This window comes from Pseudomonas sp. TE3895 (assembly GCF_056278855.1).
Map to the genome: position 1 here is coordinate 2,641,539 of NZ_JBWBQE010000001.1, position 16,833 is coordinate 2,658,371.

The 16,833-nt window shown below is 63.3% G+C and carries 17 protein-coding genes; 1 reads left to right on the forward strand and 16 read right to left on the reverse strand.

Features of this window, described 5'->3' with window-relative positions:
• Positions 1 to 91: 91 nt before the first annotated feature.
• The 16 genes from ACZ889_RS12000 to ccoN (ACZ889_RS12075) form a co-directional block, all read right to left on the reverse strand.
• Entirely contained in the window at positions 92 to 640 is a 549-nt protein-coding gene (locus tag ACZ889_RS12000) for an adenine phosphoribosyltransferase (RefSeq protein WP_003254303.1), read from the reverse strand.
• A gap of 55 nt (positions 641 to 695) precedes the next feature.
• Positions 696 to 1,430: a Crp/Fnr family transcriptional regulator FnrA gene (gene fnrA, locus ACZ889_RS12005; protein WP_003254301.1), complete on the reverse strand. Its 735-nt coding sequence runs from the start codon at positions 1,428 to 1,430 to the stop codon at positions 696 to 698.
• Between the two features lie 186 nt (positions 1,431 to 1,616).
• Positions 1,617 to 2,999 (reverse strand): oxygen-independent coproporphyrinogen III oxidase, encoded by a 1,383-nt coding sequence (gene hemN, locus ACZ889_RS12010; RefSeq protein ID WP_476257398.1) that lies wholly within the window; start codon positions 2,997 to 2,999, stop codon positions 1,617 to 1,619.
• 105 nt (positions 3,000 to 3,104) lie between these two features.
• Complete coding sequence (locus ACZ889_RS12015) at positions 3,105 to 3,824, reverse strand: sulfite exporter TauE/SafE family protein (protein WP_265181024.1); 720 nt, start codon at positions 3,822 to 3,824, stop codon at positions 3,105 to 3,107.
• Entirely contained in the window at positions 3,781 to 3,996 is a 216-nt protein-coding gene (gene ccoS, locus ACZ889_RS12020; protein ID WP_003254296.1) for a cbb3-type cytochrome oxidase assembly protein CcoS, read from the reverse strand. The genes ACZ889_RS12015 and ccoS overlap by 44 nt, the downstream gene beginning before the upstream one ends.
• Positions 3,975 to 6,449 (reverse strand): heavy metal translocating P-type ATPase, encoded by a 2,475-nt coding sequence (locus ACZ889_RS12025; RefSeq protein WP_476257399.1) that lies wholly within the window; start codon positions 6,447 to 6,449, stop codon positions 3,975 to 3,977. Before ACZ889_RS12025 ends, ccoS begins: the two co-directional genes overlap by 22 nt.
• A gap of 151 nt (positions 6,450 to 6,600) precedes the next feature.
• Positions 6,601 to 7,128, reverse strand: a complete 528-nt coding sequence (locus ACZ889_RS12030; RefSeq protein WP_108078494.1) for a FixH family protein — start codon at positions 7,126 to 7,128, stop codon at positions 6,601 to 6,603.
• 15 nt (positions 7,129 to 7,143) lie between these two features.
• A complete protein-coding gene (ccoG, locus tag ACZ889_RS12035) occupies positions 7,144 to 8,559 on the reverse strand; it encodes a cytochrome c oxidase accessory protein CcoG (RefSeq protein WP_029380549.1) in 1,416 nt (471 codons plus the stop codon).
• Between the two features lie 296 nt (positions 8,560 to 8,855).
• Positions 8,856 to 9,833 carry a cytochrome-c oxidase, cbb3-type subunit III gene (ccoP, locus tag ACZ889_RS12040; RefSeq protein WP_003254289.1) on the reverse strand — a complete coding sequence of 326 codons (978 nt, stop codon included), beginning with the start codon at positions 9,831 to 9,833 and terminating at the stop codon, positions 8,856 to 8,858.
• Positions 9,830 to 10,021 carry a CcoQ/FixQ family Cbb3-type cytochrome c oxidase assembly chaperone gene (locus tag ACZ889_RS12045; protein ID WP_003254287.1) on the reverse strand — a complete coding sequence of 64 codons (192 nt, stop codon included), beginning with the start codon at positions 10,019 to 10,021 and terminating at the stop codon, positions 9,830 to 9,832. Before ACZ889_RS12045 ends, ccoP (ACZ889_RS12040) begins: the two co-directional genes overlap by 4 nt.
• A gap of 5 nt (positions 10,022 to 10,026) precedes the next feature.
• The gene (gene ccoO, locus ACZ889_RS12050) at positions 10,027 to 10,635 is read right to left on the reverse strand and encodes a cytochrome-c oxidase, cbb3-type subunit II (protein WP_003254286.1); all 609 of its coding nucleotides are present in this window, start codon (positions 10,633 to 10,635) and stop codon (positions 10,027 to 10,029) included.
• Positions 10,635 to 12,077, reverse strand: coding sequence for a cytochrome-c oxidase, cbb3-type subunit I (gene ccoN, locus ACZ889_RS12055; protein ID WP_003254284.1), 1,443 nt, complete (start codon positions 12,075 to 12,077; stop codon positions 10,635 to 10,637). The genes ccoO (ACZ889_RS12050) and ccoN (ACZ889_RS12055) overlap by 1 nt, the downstream gene beginning before the upstream one ends.
• Before the next feature lie 776 nt (positions 12,078 to 12,853).
• On the reverse strand, positions 12,854 to 13,795 hold the full coding sequence (gene ccoP, locus ACZ889_RS12060; RefSeq protein ID WP_064493231.1) for a cytochrome-c oxidase, cbb3-type subunit III: 942 nt from the start codon (positions 13,793 to 13,795) through the stop codon (positions 12,854 to 12,856).
• Positions 13,792 to 13,986 (reverse strand): cbb3-type cytochrome oxidase subunit 3, encoded by a 195-nt coding sequence (locus ACZ889_RS12065; protein WP_003254282.1) that lies wholly within the window; start codon positions 13,984 to 13,986, stop codon positions 13,792 to 13,794. The genes ccoP (ACZ889_RS12060) and ACZ889_RS12065 overlap by 4 nt, the downstream gene beginning before the upstream one ends.
• Positions 13,987 to 13,991: 5 nt before the next feature.
• A complete protein-coding gene (ccoO, locus tag ACZ889_RS12070; RefSeq protein ID WP_003254281.1) occupies positions 13,992 to 14,600 on the reverse strand; it encodes a cytochrome-c oxidase, cbb3-type subunit II in 609 nt (202 codons plus the stop codon).
• A 13-nt stretch (positions 14,601 to 14,613) separates the two neighbouring features.
• Entirely contained in the window at positions 14,614 to 16,038 is a 1,425-nt protein-coding gene (gene ccoN, locus ACZ889_RS12075) for a cytochrome-c oxidase, cbb3-type subunit I (protein WP_003254280.1), read from the reverse strand.
• 50 nt (positions 16,039 to 16,088) lie between these two features.
• Between ccoN (ACZ889_RS12075) and ACZ889_RS12080 the strand changes: the two genes are divergently transcribed.
• Positions 16,089 to 16,781: an alpha/beta family hydrolase gene (locus tag ACZ889_RS12080; protein ID WP_012051697.1), complete on the forward strand. Its 693-nt coding sequence runs from the start codon at positions 16,089 to 16,091 to the stop codon at positions 16,779 to 16,781.
• Positions 16,782 to 16,833 lie beyond the last annotated feature (52 nt).

A 16,833-nucleotide genomic window follows, 5' to 3' on the forward strand; every position in this document is an offset into this window, starting at 1 on the left:
CGCGGGTAAACCCGAGCCTACAAAAAATGCGTGGCCTTTGTAGGCGCGGGTTTACCCGCTGATGGGCTGCAAAGCAGCCCCAAAAGCCCACTCAGTACTCGCTGAGGGAAAACTCGGTCAGGCAGAAGGTAGGCACCCCGGCCGCCTGCAACCGGCGCGACCCGTCCAGTTCCGGCAGGTCGATGATCGCTGCCGCCTCGAACACCTGCGCCCCAGTACGACGCACCAGGTTGGCCGCCGCCAGCAGCGTACCGCCAGTAGCAATCAGGTCATCGAAGATCAGCACCGAGTCGCCTTCACACAGGCTGTCGGCATGCACTTCCAGGAAGGCCTCGCCGTACTCGGTCTGGTAACCCTCGCTCAACACGTCGGCCGGCAGCTTGCCCTGCTTGCGGAACAGGATCAGCGGCTTGTTCAGCTGGTGGGCGATGATCGAGCCGATCAGGAAACCCCGCGCGTCCATGGCGCCGATGTGGCTGAATTCAGCCTCGACATAGCGCTCGATGAACTGATCGGCCACATAGCGCAGCCCGCGTGGCGACTGGAATAACGGGGTAATGTCGCGGAAGATCACACCCGGTTTGGGGAAGTCCACTACCGGGCGGATCAGGGCTTTGAGGTCGAAGGCTTCGCTGTGCATTGTTGCGGGTATCCTGGGAAAACGAATGCCCAAGTATACCCGCTAAAAACCGGCCTCAGGCCTCGATTGCACCACCGGCCAGCGCGCACAGCTGGATCGGGTCGAGGATGTGCACTTCCTTGCCCTCGGCGCGCAGCAGGCCGTTCTGCTGGAAGCGGGTGAACACCCGTGACACGGTTTCTACCGCCAAGCCAAGGTAGTTGCCGATTTCGTTGCGCGACATGCTCAGGCGGAACTGGTTGGCCGAATAGCCACGGGCACGGAAGCGCGCCGACAGGTTGACCAGGAAAGTGGCAATGCGCTCGTCCGCGGTTTTTTTCGACAGCAGCAGCATCATTTGCTGGTCGTCGCGGATTTCACGGCTCATTACCCGCATCAGCTGGCGGCGTAGCTGTGGCAGTTGTACCGACAGCTCGTCCAGCCGCTCGAAGGGGATTTCACACACCGAAGTGGTTTCCTGGGCCTGGGCCGATACCGGGTAGGCCTCGGTATCCATGCCTGACAGGCCGACCAATTCGCTGGGCAGGTGGAAGCCTGTGATCTGCTCTTCGCCGCTGTCGCTGAGGCTGAAGGTTTTCAGGGCCCCGGACCGTACTGCGTAGACCGAGCCAAAACTGTCACCCTGGCGGAACAGAAACTCGCCTTTCTTGAGCGGCCGCCCGCGTTTGACGATTTCATCCAGCGCGTCCATGTCTTCCAGGTTCAGCGAAAGAGGCAGGCACAGAGGGGCCAGGCTGCAATCCTTGCAATGGGCCTGGTTGTGTGGGCGCAGTTTGACTGGCTCGGACATTTGAATCGATCCTTGTGGGAAAGCACACATAAGTCGTAAGGGTAACTCACGACACAGGGTGTAGGCCAGTGTGCGCGGTGATGGTGCGCGCTGGCGAAACCCCGGCAGGTGGCCTGCCGGGAGTCCTTGTGTGCTCATAGTGTGCCTGACAAGGAAGCTTGTCCATGCGGTTGAACGCCTTGTTTTTCAGATCACTCGCGAGAAGCGCTGGCGGTTGTGCATCGCCAGATAGGCGTCGAACACCATGCATACCGAGCGCGCCAGCAGCCGGCCGGCGGGCAGGATGCGAATGCCCTTGTCGTCCAGGCTGATCAGGCCGTCGCGCTGCAAGGTCAGCAGCTCGGGCCAGAGGTCGTTGAAGTAACCGCGAAAATCCAGAGTGAAAGCCTGTTCGATGGGTTCGAAATCCAGCTCGAAATGGCAGATCAGTTGCTGGATCACTGCCCGGCGTATGCGGTCGTCGTGGTTGCACAGCAAGCCGCGCTGGGTGGCCAGCTGGGCGTTGGACAGGCTGTCCTGGTAGGTGTTGAGGTCACTGCTGTTCTGGCAGTACAGGTCGCCGATCTGGCTGATCGCCGACACGCCCAGGCCAATCAGGTCGCAGTGCCCGTGGGTGGTGTAGCCCTGGAAGTTGCGCTGCAAGGTGCCTTCTTCCTGGGCAATGGCCAGTTCGTCGTCGGGCAGGGCGAAGTGGTCCATGCCGATGTAGCGGTAACCGGCGGCGGTCAGTTGGTCGATGGTGGCGTGCAGCATCTCCAGCTTGGCGGCCGCGCTGGGCAGATCGTTGCTGTCAATGCGCCGTTGCGGCATGAAGCGTTCGGGAAGGTGAGCGTAGTTGAACACCGACAGGCGGTCGGGCTGCAGGCGGATCACCTCTTCGACGGTGCGGGCAAAGCCTTCCGGGGTTTGCTTGGGCAGGCCGTAGATCAAGTCGAGGTTGACCGAGCGAAACTGCAGCGTGCGCGCAGCCTCGATCAAGGTGCGGGTCTGCTCCAGGCTCTGCAGGCGGTTGATCGCGCGCTGCACGACCGGGTCGAGGTCCTGTACACCCAGGCTGACGCGGTTGAAGCCCAGTTCGCGAAGCAGGCCCATGGTCGACCAGTCGGCTTCGCGAGGGTCGATCTCGATGCCGTAGTCGCCGGAATCGTCGTCCAGCAGGTGGAAGTGCTGGCGCAGGGTGGCCATCAGCTGGCGCAGTTCCACATGGCTGAGGAAGGTCGGTGTGCCGCCGCCAAAATGCAGCTGTTCAACACGTTGTTTAGGGTCCAGGTGGCAGGCGACCAGCTGGATTTCCTGCTCCAGGCGCTGCAGGTAGGGCGCGGCGCGCGCACGGTCTTTGGTGATGACCTTGTTGCAGGCGCAGTAGTAGCAGATGTTGGCGCAGAACGGCACATGCACGTACAGCGACAGCGGGCGCACGGCCCGTCGGCTCTCGCGCAGGGCGTTGAGCAGGTCGAACGAACCCACCTCGCTGTGCAGTTGCACGGCGGTTGGGTAAGAGGTGTAGCGTGGCCCGGCGAGATCGTAGCGGCGGATCAGGTCGGTATCCCAACGGAGGTCGTCGAGCATGAGGGTAGTCCCCGGAAAGAGCAGCAGTGCACCGGAGTCTATGGCCGTCTGTAGGAAACTGTGTTGATTTGTATCAAGGGCATTGGGGCTGCTTTGCAGCCCCCGTCAATGCCCCATCAGCCAGTGCTGGTGTGGGCCCGGCAGAGTCCAGACACCGAATAGCATCACCAGCACACCGCCCGCCACGCGCACGCTGCGTCGCCGCAACAGGGCGTTTACCCGTTCGGCTGCCAGCCCGGTTGCCAGCAACACCGGCCAGGTGCCCAACCCGAACGCGAGCATCAATACCGCGCTGTACCCGGCGTTGCCCTGGCTGGCGGCCCACAGCAGGGTGCTGTACACCAAACCGCACGGCAGCCAGCCCCACAAGGCGCCCAGCAGCAACGCCCGGGGCAGGCTGGACACCGGCAGCAAGCGCGACGCCATCGGCTGGATATGCCGCCACAACCCGCGGCCCAGCGCCTCGATACGGGTCAGCCCGCTCCACCAGCCGGCCAGGTACAGGCCCATGGCAATCAGCAGCAGCGCTGCAGCCACCCGCAGCGCCAGCGCTGCCGGGCTGCTGGCCACGGCCCAGCCGGCCAGGCCCAGCAACAGGCCGGCGCAGGCATAGCTGAAAATGCGCCCCAGGTTGTACGCCAGCAACAGGCGCAGGCGCTTGCCGCGTTGTTCGGGGGGGATGGCCAAGGTCAGTGCGCCCATCAGGCCACCGCACATGCCCAGGCAGTGACCGCCCCCTAGCAGGCCAAGGACCAGTGCCGAGCCCAGCAGCGCAAGCAGGTCAGGCACGGGGCGGTGGTTCCTTGTCGGTGTCGGCCGGGGCATCGTCAAGCTTCACTGCCGCCTGGTGGCGCGGGTCCTGATCGTCGAACAGGATGCTGTGGGCGGGGCCTTCAAGGTCATCGTACTGACCGCTGTCGACCGCCCAGAAGAAGATGTACACGGCCACGCCGACCAGCAGCAGGGCTGCCGGGATCATGACATAGAGGGCGGGCATGGCGACTTCCTCCCGGGTAAAGGGGCTTCGTGGGGCAGCGGGCCCGAGGCCACTGGCATACGGGTCAGGCGCAAGGCATTGAGCACCACGATCAGCGAGCTGACCGACATGCCGATGGCGGCCCACACCGGCGTGATCCAGCCGAGCGCGGCGAACGGCAACATCAGGCCATTATACAGGGTCGCCCACAGCAGGTTCTCGAGGATGTTGCGGCGGGTGCGGCGGGCCAGCTCGAACGCCTGCACCAGCGCTTGCAGGCGGTTGGACAGCAAGACGGCGTCGGCACTGGTCTTGGCCAGGTCGGTGGCGCTGCCCATGGCGATGCTGATATCGGCGGCGGCCAGTACCGGTACATCGTTGACCCCGTCGCCGAGCATCAGCACCTTGCGCCCGTCAGCCTGCAGGGCTTTCAGGCGGTCCAGTTTGTCATCCGGGCGCAGGCCGCCAATGGCCTGCTCGATACCCAGCTGCGCGGCCACTTCGGCAACCATCGGCGAGCTGTCGCCCGACAGCAGCAGGGTGTGCCAGCCGCGCGCCTTGCAGGCAGCGAGCAGGGCCGGGGCATCGTCGCGCAGACGGTCATCCAGGCCGAACCAGGCCAGTGGCCCCTGGCGGTCGCCCAGCAGCAGCCACTGGCCGCGAGGCTCGGGCACAGCGGGGATTTCCGCACCACTCAAGGCGCAGACGAAGGTAGCCTGACCAATGCGCAGGCGCTGGCCGTCGACCAGCCCCTCCAGGCCCAGGCCGGGTACGCTCTGTACGTCATCGGCAGGCGTGGCGGTACGACCAAAGGCGCGAGCGATGGGGTGTTCGGAGCGGTTTTCCAGCGCCGCGGCCAGGGCCAGGCAGCGGTCGGCGGCCTGGCTGCCGAGCGGGCGGATGCTGCGCAAGGTCAGGCGGCCTTCGGTCAGTGTGCCGGTCTTGTCGAAAATCACCGTGTCGATGTGGTTCAGGCCTTCCAGCACGTGGCCGCGGGTGACCAGCAGACCAAGCTTGTGCAGGGTTCCGGTGGCGGCGGTCAGTGCGGTTGGCGTAGCCAAAGACAGGGCACAAGGGCAGGTGGCCACGAGCATGGCCAGCACGATCCAGAACGCCCGTGCCGGATCCAGGTGCCACCACCACAGGCCGATGGCAATGGCGGCCAGCAGCGAGAACAGCAGGAACCACTGCGAGGCGCGGTCGGCAATTTCCGCCAGGCGCGGTTTTTCAGTCTGGGCGCGCTCCAGCAGGCGGACGATGGCCGACAAGCGTGAGTCATGGCCGAGGGCTTCCACTTCCACATTCAGCGCGCTTTCAACGTTCAGCGTACCGCCAGTGACCCGCTCACCCACCCGGCGTGGTTGCGGCAGATACTCGCCGGTCAGCAGCGATTCGTCGACGCTGGAGCGGCCCTCGACGATGCGCCCGTCGGCAGGGATGACCGCGCCGGGCAGCACCTGCACGGTGTCGCCGCACTGTAACTCGCTGAGCAGGATGCGTTCGCTGCGCCCGATGGCGTCCAGGCGCAGGCATGAGGCTGGCAGCAGGTTGACCAGCTGCGCAGTGGCCGCCGCTGTGCGCTCGCGAGCGCGGCGCTCCAGGTAGCGGCCGGTCAGCAGGAACAGGGCGAACATGCCCACCGTGTCGAAATAAAGCTCGCCGCTGCCAGTGATGGCTGTCCAGATGCCGGCGCCGAACGCCAGGCCAATGGCCAGCGACACCGAAACGTCCATGGTCAGGTGGCGCGTTCGCAAGTCGCGCGCCGCGCCCTTGAAGAAGGGCGCGCAGCTGTAGAACACGATGGGAATGGTCAGGAACAGCGCCACCCAGCGCAGGATCGTGTGCAGCTCGGGTGTCAGGTCGATGTTGAATTCCGGCCAAGTGGCCATGGTCGCCATCATCGCCTGGAACCACAGCAGCCCGGCCACGCCCAGGCGGCGTAGGGCGCTGCGGTTTTCCCGGGCCAATTGCTCGGCGGCCTGGTCAGGCTGGTAGGGGTGGGCGGCGTAGCCGATCTGGCGAAGTTCGGCGAGCAAGCGCGACAGCGGCAGCTGCTTGTCGTCCCAGTTCAGCGCCAGGCGGTGGTTGGACAGGTTCAACCGGGCTTCGGCGACACCGGGCAGGTTGCGCAGGTGCTTTTCGATCAGCCAGCCGCAGGCGGCGCAGCTGATGCCCTCGACAAGCAAGGTGGTTTCGGCCAGCTCGCCCTGGTGGCGGACGAAGGTTTGCTGCACGTCGCTGCGGTCGTACAGGGCCAGTTCGTCCTGCAGTTGCTTGGGCAGGGCTTCGGGGTTGGCGCTGTTGTCGCTGCGGTGCTGGTAGTAATGTTCCAGGCCACCCGCGACGATCGACTCAGCCACCGCCTGGCAACCGGGGCAGCAGAACTGCCGCGGCTGGCCGAGGACCACGGCGGTGAAGCGGCTGCCGGCCGGGACGGGCAGGGCGCAGTGGTAGCAGGGGGTGGGCTGGGTCATTTTGGAACAGTCTTATGTCGTGAGATCGCCGGGGCCGCTTCGCAGCCCTTTCGCGACGCAAGGCCGCTCCCACAGAAGCATGCGTTCTCCTGTGGGAGCGGCCTTGCGTCGCGAAAGGGGCGCAAAGCGCCCCCATTCATACCAGGAATCATTACTGGTGTTCGGCGCCTTGCAGGGCTTCGTCACCCAACTGCAAGGTCACACCATGCGCCACTTTTTCCTCTTCGAACAGGCGCCACACCTGGCCCCCTTCGTTGCCCAGCAGTTCCACAAAGCGCCGCCCGTCGACCTTGTCTTCCAGTTGTCCCACATAGCGCCCTGCTTCGACACGGCTCAGCAGCACCTTGCGGTCCTTCTCTGGCTGGGTTGGCGAAATCAGGTTCAGCTCCAGGTTTTGCGGGCCACTGCTACCGGTCAGGCGCAGGTCCACTTCGCCGGTCAGTTCGTCCAGATGCACGCTGGCTTTCAGGCCCAGCTGCTGCGCCAGCAGCTCGCGGTCCAGCGAGCGGTTGATGCCCTTGCCGGCCTCGTAGTAGTTGTCATTCACCAGGTTGTCCGGGTTGTGCACAGCGATGCTGACCATGGTCAGGCTCAGGCACACCGAGGTGGTGAGGATGCCGATGATGATCCAGGGCCAGAGGTGCTTGTACCAGGGGCTGGCGGCGGTGGCGGCAGGCATTGTGCGTTATCTCTCTTAGCGGATCTGTGGGCCGATGAAACGGCTCTTGGCTTCAACCTGGGCGTCGCTGTCGTCGGCGCTCTTGAGGATGAAGGTGATTTCGTTGGTGGTCGATGGCAGCTTCTCGGGGGCAACCGACAGCTGCACGGGAAGGCTGACGATGTCACCGGCGGCCACGCGGATCTCGCGCTGGCCTTCGAGCTTGAGGTCCGGCAGGCCAGCGGCGTCCAGCACGTAGACGTGATCGCGCTGATCCTTGTTCATTACCTTCAGGCTGTAGACGTTCTCGATCCGGCCCTGGGCGTTTTCGCGGTACAGCACGCGGTCTTTGCTGACGTCGAAACCGACCAGCGAACGGGTGGCGAAGGCCGTCGCCAGCCCGATCATCATCACCAGCAGTACCACGGCATAGCCGATCAGACGCGGGCGCAGCAGGTGGGTCTTCTGCCCGGACAGGTTGTGCTCGGTGGTGTAGCTGATCAGCCCTTTGGGGTAGTTCATCTTGTCCATGATGCTGTCGCAGGCGTCGATGCAGGCTGCGCAGCCGATGCACTCGATTTGCAGGCCGTCACGGATGTCGATGCCGGTCGGGCAGACCTGCACGCACATGGTGCAGTCGATGCAGTCACCCAGGCCCTGGGCTTTGTAGTCGGTATCTTTCTTGCGCGGGCCGCGGGTTTCGCCACGGCGCGGGTCGTAGGAAACGATCAGCGTGTCCTTGTCGAACATCACACTCTGGAAACGTGCATACGGGCACATGTACACACACACCTGTTCGCGCAGCCAGCCGGCGTTGCCGTAGGTGGCGAGGGTGAAGAAACCGACCCAGAAGTAGGCCCAGCCATCGGCCTGGCCCGTGAAGAATTCGACCACCAGCTCACGGATCGGCGAAAAGTAGCCGACAAAGGTCATGCCGGTGACAAAACCGATCAGCAGCCACAGGCTGTGCTTGGCGAATTTGCGCAGGAACTTGTTGCCGCTCATGGGGGCTTTGTCGAGCTTCATGCGCTGGTTGCGGTCACCCTCGGTGACCTTTTCGCACCACATGAAAATCCAGGTCCACACGCTTTGCGGGCAGGTGTAGCCACACCACACCCGGCCGGCGAACACAGTGATGAAGAACAGGCCGAAGGCGGCGACGATGAGAATGCCCGAGAGCAGGATGAAGTCTTGCGGCCAGATGGTGGCGCCGAAGATGTAGAACTTGCGCTCGGGCAGGTTCCACCACACGGCCTGGTGCCCTCCCCAGTTCAGCCACACGGTGCCGAAGTACAGCAGGAACAGTGCGGCACCCCCGACCATGCGCAGGCGACGGAACAGGCCGGTGAAGGCGCGGGTGTAGATCTTTTCCCGGGAAGCGTAGAGGTCGACGGAATCCTTCCCTTTGCTGGCAGGCGGGGTGACATCATGTACCGGAATTTGCTTGCTCATCATCAAGTCCCACGGCAGTGGAGAAACGCCGCGGCCTGTGCGTGCGGGCCGCAGTCTCGCGCAATCTGCTAGCGCTCTGCGGTCCATGATACGCCGCTGAGGGCAGCATGGGATCGCACTGCGACCTTTAGTCGCGTTGGGTTCGTGGTATGAAACGTGTTATGGCGGGTGTCAATTGATCCAGGTCATCAGCCTGCGAGAAATGCTGTGCCAGTACCGGCCTCTTCGCGGGTAAACCCGCTCCTACAAGGATCCTGTGTAGGAGCGGGTTTACCCGCGAACAGGCCAGGCCTGCCTTACTCAGCCTTGGCCGGCTCAGCCTGGTGCGACAGGCTGTACACATAAGCCGCCAGCAAGTGCACCTTGTCGTTGCCCTGCAGCTGTTCCTGGGCCGGCATCTGCCCCTGGCGACCATAACGGATAGTCTGCTGCAACTGGGCAAAGCTCGAGCCGTAGATGAACGCCTGCGGGTGTGTCAGGTTCGGTGCGCCCATGGCGGGCGTACCTTTGCCTTCCGGCCCGTGGCAGGCCACGCAGTTGGCTGCGAAGATCTTCTGCCCGTTCTCCACATCGGCCTTAGCCCCCTCAGGCAATGTGCGGCCATCGAGTTTGCTGACCACGAACGCAGCCACGTCGGCCACGCCCTGGTCACCGATCACTTCGGCCCAGGCCGGCATCACGCCATGGCGACCGCCCATGATGGTGGTCTTGATGGTGTCCGGTTCGCCGCCCCAGCGCCAGTCGTTGTCGGTCAGGTTGGGGAAGCCGAAGGCGCCCTTGGCGTCGGAGCCGTGGCACACCGAACAGTTGGAGGCGAACAGCCGCGCACCCATTTTCAATGCCTGTGGGTCCTTGGCTACGTCTTCGATCGGCATGGCCGCGAACTTGGCGAAGATCGGCCCGAAGCGGGCGTCGGCCTTGGCCATTTCCTTTTCCCATTCGTGCACGCCGGTCCAGCCCGGCTGGCCGTTGGAAAACTCGGTCTGCTTGTCGTTATCCAGGTACGAATAGCCCGGCAGGACGCCTTTCCAGTTGCCCAGGCCCGGGTACAGCACCAGGTAGCCGAGGGCGAAGATGATGGTGCCGACGAACAGCCAGAACCACCATTTCGGCAGCGGGTTGTCGTATTCCTCGATGCCATCGAAGGCATGCCCGACGGTTTCGTCGGTAACCTCTTCGCGCTGGCCCTTGCGGGTCGACAGCAGCAGCCAGGTCAACGAGAAGATGGTGCCCAGGGTCAGGACGGTAACGTACAGACTCCAGAAGGTTGTCATTGTTGTTTGCTCCCAGAAGCTTTTGCTTGCTCGACGTGCCGAGTGGCCTCGGGGTCATCCGCGAAGGGCAGTTGGGTCGCTTCGTCGAAGTCCTTTTTACGCCGTGGGTTGAACACCCACAGCGCCAGGCCCACGAACGCCACCATCACCACGACGGTGCCCAGGCCGCGAATCATCCCGATATCCATCAGCGTCACCGTTTGCTCTTGATGATGGTGCCAAGACCCTGCAGGTACGCGACGATGGCGTCCATTTCGGTCTTGCCCTTGACCGCGTCACGTGCGCCGGCAATGTCGGCGTCGGTGTACGGGGTGCCGAGTGTGCGCAGCACTTCCATCTTCTTCGCGGTGTCCTTGCCGTCGAGCTTGTTCTCGACCAGCCACGGGTAGGACGGCATCTTCGATTCCGGTACCACGTTGCGCGGGTTGTACAGGTGCGCACGGTGCCAGTCATCGGAGTAGCGGCCGCCGACGCGGGCCAGGTCCGGCCCGGTGCGCTTGGAGCCCCACAGGAACGGGTGGTCCCACACGCTTTCACCGGCTACCGAGTAGTGGCCGTAACGCTCGGTTTCAGCACGGAACGGGCGGATCATCTGCGAGTGGCAGCCTACGCAGCCTTCGCGGATGTAGATATCGCGGCCTTCCAGCTCCAGCGCGGTGCGCGGCTTCATGCCCTCGACCGGCTTGTTGGTGACGTCCTGGAAAAACAGCGGGACGATCTGGGTCAGGCCACCGACGCTCACGGCGATGACCATGAAGAAGGCCAGCAGGCCTATGTTCTTCTCGACGGCTTCATGCTTCATCAGTGCGCTCCCACAACGACGATCTTGGCGGCCTCTTCAGCCTGTGCCGGGTTGGCGGCACGTACGGTACGGAACACGTTGTAGGCCATCAGCAGCATGCCGCTGGCGAAGAACGCACCGCCCAGGGCGCGGACGATGTAGCCGGGGTGGCTGGCCTGCAGGGCTTCGACGAAGGAGTAGGTGAGGGTGCCGTCATCGTTGATGGCGCGCCACATCAGGCCCTGGGTGATGCCGTTGACCCACATCGAGGCGATGTACAGTACGGTGCCGATGGTGGCCAGCCAGAAGTGCGCGTTGATCAGGCCGATGCTGTGCATCTGCTCGCGGCCGTAGAGTTTCGGGATCATGTGGTACACGGCGCCGATCGAAATCATTGCCACCCAGCCGAGGGCGCCGGCGTGGACGTGGCCGATGGTCCAGTCGGTGTAGTGCGACAGTGAGTTCACGGTCTTGATGGCCATCATCGGGCCTTCGAAGGTGGACATGCCGTAGAACGCCAGCGACACCACCAAGAAGCGCAGGATCGGGTCGGTGCGCAGTTTGTGCCAGGCGCCCGACAGGGTCATCATGCCGTTGATCATGCCGCCCCAGCTTGGCGCCAGCAGGATGATCGACATCACCATGCCCAGCGACTGCGCCCAGTCAGGCAGGGCGGTGTAGTGCAGGTGATGCGGGCCGGCCCAGATGTACAGGGTGATCAGCGCCCAGAAGTGCACGATCGACAAGCGATACGAGTAGATCGGCCGCTCGGCCTGCTTGGGCACAAAGTAGTACATCATCCCCAGGAAACCGGTGGTGAGGAAGAAGCCCACGGCGTTGTGGCCGTACCACCACTGGATCATCGCGTCGGTGGCGCCGGAGTAGGCCGAGTACGACTTGAACAGGCTCACCGGCAGCGAGATGTGGTTGACGATGTGCAGCATCGCGGTGACCACGATGAAGGCGCCGTAGAACCAGTTGCCGACATAGATGTGTTTGGTCTTGCGCTTGACGATGGTGCCGAAGAACACCAGCCCGTAGGTAACCCAGACGATGGCCAGCAGGATCGCCAGCGGCCACTCGAGCTCGGCGTATTCCTTGGTGGTGGTGTAGCCCATCGGCAGGGTGATCAGCGCGCCGACGATCACGGCTTGCCAACCCCAGAAGGTGAAGGCGGCCATGCTGTCGGAGATCAGCCGGGTCTGGCAGGTGCGCTGCACCACGTAGTAGCTGGTGCCGAACAGCGCACAGCCCCCGAAGGCGAAGATCACCAGGTTGGTGTGCAGCGGGCGCAGGCGGCCGAAGCTGGTCCAGGGAAGGTCCAGGTTCAGCTGCGGCCACACCAGCTGCGAGGCGATGAAGACGCCGAGGCCCATGCCAAGGATCCCCCAGACCACCGTCATGATGGCGAACTGGCGGACGACCTTATAGTTATAAGCAGTCGGACTGATTGCTGTGCTCATTCTAAGGTTCCACGGTTTTGATGTTCTTGTTGGTCGAAAAATCGGCGCCAGTATTGATAACCAGCAAGGTTGCCGCAACGCAACTTTGGTACGCCGACCCGTGTCCAGACCCGTTCACTGATGTCCCGCAGGGATCGGGTCTGGGCGATTGTACACAAATAAATATTTGTAATGTGTACCGTTTTTCATCTTTTTCTGATCGATCGGTCAAGCTTTTTCGGGGCGGCGTCAGGCTACGCGCCGTGTCTGCATCGGTCCTTTCGGAGCGAAGCCCACTGAGGCAACAAGCTTAGTTCTGTTCGGTGGGGGTGCAAGGGAAGGGGACTGAGGCTGGTAGTGGGCGGGGGAGTGTAAGGCTTGAGGGTTATGGGGGCGGGTAAGGAATGGGGGTGTGGTGGGGCGGGGGGGTAAGGTTTGGGTGTTGTGGTGGGGCGGGGGGTAAGGTTTGGGTGTTGTGGTGGGGCGGGGGTGTAAGGTTTGAGTGTTGTGGTGGGGCAGAAATCGAGCGCCGCCCGCGCGGCGCTTCGCGGGTAAACCCGCTCCTACGTTTGTTTCGGGCCAATTATTCCTGTGAGATTTGCGCGCGACCGCCTTGGCGCATGTCTCGATATCGCGTCGTACAAACAAGGCGGTCGCGCGCGACTGGTGCAGGAGGGACTGGCCCGAAACAAACGTAGGAGCGGGTTTACCCGCGAAGCGCCGCGCGGGCGGCGCTCGATCTCACAGGCGGCGAATGCCTTTCGGCGAACTCACTTGGCAAATCCCTTTCGGCAAACTCACTTGGCCGTCACAGCCTCAGCCGAACCATCCTGCGACAGGCTATACACGTAAGCCGCCAGCAGGTGCACCTTGTCATTCCCTTGGATCTCGGCCTGTGCCGGCATTTGCCCCTGGCGACCATAACGAATGGTCTGCTGCAGCTGGGCAAAGCTCGAGCCGTAGATGAACGCCTGCGGGTGGGTCAGGTTCGGAGCGCCCATGGCGGGCGTGCCTTTGCCTTCCGGCCCGTGGCAGGCCACGCAGTTGGCTGCGAAGATCTTCTGCCCGTTCTCCACATCGGCCTTCGCCCCCTCAGGCAGTGTGCGGCCATCGAGTTTGCTGACCACGAATGCAGCCACGTCGGCCACGCCCTGGTCACCGATCACTTCGGCCCAGGCCGGCATCACGCCATGGCGACCGCTCATGATGGTGGTCTTGATGGTTTCCGGATCGCCGCCCCAGCGCCAGTCATTGTCGGTGAGGTTGGGGAAGCCGAAGGCGCCCTTGGCGTCGGAACCGTGGCACACCGAGCAGTTGGAGGCGAACAGGCGGCTGCCCATTTTCAGCGCCTGCGGGTCCTTCGCCACTTCTTCTACGGGCATGGCGGCGTATTTGGCGAAGATCGGACCGAACCTGGCATCGGCCTTGTCCATTTCCTTCTGCCATTCGTTGGCGCCAGTCCAGCCATTTTCATAGCCCGGCAGGATGCCTTTCCAGTTGCCCAGGCCCGGGTAGAGGATCAGGTAGCCGACCGAGAACGCCAAGGTGCCCACGAACAGCCAGAACCACCACTTGGGCAGCGGGTTGTCGTACTCCTCGATGCCGTCGAAGCTGTGGCCCATGGTCTCGTCGGTGGTGTTGTTGCTCTGGCCCTTGCGCGTGGCGAGCAGTAGCCAGGTCAGGCCAATCAGGCTACCGATGGTCAGTACGCTGATGTACGTACTCCAGAAGGTGGTCATTGCCCGTTACTCCTTTTTGCAGCAGGCTCCTGCCCGGCAGGGGGCAGGCGGTCGTCGACGAAGGGCAGCAGGCGCGCTTCGGCGAAATCACGGTCGCGGCGGCGGTTGAAGACCCACAGGGTGAGGCCGATAAAGGCAATCATCACCACCAGGGTGCCCACACCGCGGATCATGCCGATGTCCATTTCCATCGCACTCACCTCTTGTTCTTGATCGCGGTGCCGAGCACCTGCAGGTAGGCGACCAGTGCGTCCATCTCGGTTTTGCCTTTGACCGCTTCACGGGCGCCGGCAATGTCGTCGTCGGTGTACGGCACGCCCAGGGTGCGCAGGGTGCGCATCTTGACGTCGGTGTGGCTGTTGTCGACCTGCTGGGCAACCAGCCACGGGTAGGACGGCATCTTCGACTCCGGTACCACGTTGCGCGGGTTGTACAGGTGCGCACGGTGCCAGTCGTCCGAGTAGCGGCCACCGACCCGGGCCAGGTCCGGCCCGGTGCGCTTGGAGCCCCACAGGAACGGGTGGTCCCACACGCTTTCACCGGCCACCGAGTAGTGGCCGTACCGCTCGGTTTCGGCACGGAACGGGCGGATCATCTGCGAGTGGCAGCCCACGCAACCTTCGCGGATGTAGACATCGCGGCCTTCCAGTTGCAGCGCGGTATAGGGCTTCATGCCTTCGACCGGTTTGTTGGTGACGTCCTGGAAGAACAGCGGGACGATCTGGGTCAGGCCGCCGATGCTGACGGCAAATACCATCAGCAGGGCCATCAGGCCGACGTTTTTCTCGATGACTTCATGTTTCATCAGGCGTTTCTCCTCAAGCCAACTGGGCGTTCGCAGGGGCGACGTCAAGCGCTGGCGAACGCACGGTGCGCCAGGTGTTCCAGGCCATCAGGAACATGCCGCTGAGGAAGATCGCGCCGCCGACGAAGCGCACGACGAAGCCTGGGTGGCTGGCCACCAAGGTTTCCACGAACGAGTAGGTGAGCGTGCCGTCGCTGTTGACCGCGCGCCACATCAGGCCCTGGGCGATGCCGTTGACCCACATCGAGGCGATGTACAGTACGGTACCAATGGTGGCCAGCCAGAAGTGCGCATTGATCAGGCCGAGGCTGTACATGCGTTCTTTGCCGAACACTTTGGGAATGGTGTGGTACAGCGCGCCGATCGAGATCATCGCTACCCAGCCGAGGGCGCCGGCGTGGACGTGGCCGATGGTCCAGTCGGTGTAGTGGGACAGGGCGTTGACCGTCTTGATGGCCATCATTGGCCCTTCGAAGGTGGACATGCCGTAGAACGCCAGCGACACCACCAGGAAGCGCAGGATCGGGTCGCTGCGCAGTTTGTGCCAGGCGCCCGACAGGGTCATCATGCCGTTGATCATGCCGCCCCAGCTTGGCGCCAGCAGGATCAGCGACATCACCATGCCCAGCGACTGCGCCCAATCGGGCAGGGCGGTGTAGTGCAGGTGGTGCGGGCCGGCCCAGATGTACAGGGTGATCAGCGCCCAGAAGTGCACGATCGACAAGCGATACGAATACACCGGCCGTTCGGCCTGCTTGGGCACGTAGTAGTACATCATCCCCAGGAAGCCTGCGGTCAGGAAGAAGCCCACCGCGTTATGGCCGTACCACCACTGCACCATGGCATCGGTGGCGCCTGCGTAGACCGAATAGGATTTGGTCAGGCTGACCGGCAGCTCCAGGTTGTTGACGATGTGCAGCAGCGCCACGGTCAGGATGAAGGCGCCGAAGAACCAGTTGCCGACGTAGATGTGTTTGGTGTTGCGCTTCATCAGCGTGCCAAAGAACACGATGGCGTAGCCTACCCAGACGATGGTGATCAGAATGTCGATCGGCCATTCCAGTTCGGCGTATTCCTTGGAGCTGGTGTAGCCCAGCGGCAGGCTGATGGCCGCCAGCAGGATAACCAGTTGCCAGCCCCAGAACGTGAACGCGGCCAGGCCCGGTGCGAACAGGGTGGTCTGGCAGGTGCGTTGCACCGAATAATAGGAGGTGGCGAACAGTGCGCAGCCGCCGAACGCGAAGATCACCGCATTGGTATGCAGGGGGCGCAGGCGGCCGAAACTGGTCCAGGGGAGGTCGAAGTTGAGGGACGGCCAGGCGAGCTGGGCGGCGATGAAGACGCCGAGCCCCATCCCGACGATTCCCCACACCACCGTCATGATGGCGAATTGGCGGACCACCTTGTAGTTATAGGCGGTACTGCTGGTTGTGTTCATGTATGGGTTCCCATCCACGGTTATTTGGCAGGCTTTACAGCGAGGCAAGCATGATTAATGGGCAAAGTGCCGGTATTGACGGGGATCAATGGGCGAAGGTCGCAAATGTCCCAGGCTTGCGCTGCGATCCTCCGCGGTTTGAAGGTAAAGGGGGCTACAAGGGGGGCCTGATCCTGGCTCATGGCGCGGGTGCGCCGATGGACAGCGGGTTCATGGACGAAATGGCGCAAAGGCTTGCGGCGCTTGGGGTAGCGGTAGTGCGCTTCGAGTTCCCGTACATGGCCGAGCGCAGGGTTACCGGTGGCAAGCGGCCGCCGAACCCGCAGAAGGTGTTGCTTGAATGCTGGCGCGAGGTGTACCGGCAAGTGCGACCTTTGGTCGCGGGTAAGCTGGCCGTGGGTGGCAAGTCCATGGGCGGGCGCATGGCGAGCCTGCTGGCCGACGAATTGGGCGCGGATGCGCTGGTGTGCCTGGGCTATCCGTTCTACGCGGTGGGTAAACCCGAGAAGCCACGGGTAGAGCACCTGGCCGAGTTGAAAACACCGACGTTGATCGTGCAGGGCGAGCGGGATGCGCTGGGTAACCGCGAGGCGGTGGCGGGGTATGCGTTGTCGCCGGCGATCGAGGTGAGCTGGCTAGTGGCGGGGGACCATGACCTGAAGCCGTTGAAGGCTTCGGGGTTCAGCCATGAGCAGCATTTGCAGGCGGCGGCTGAACGTGTTGCTGATTTCCTGAAGGATTAGTGCTGGATTCTTCGCGGGTAAACCCGCACCTACAAGGACCGCACACCATCGA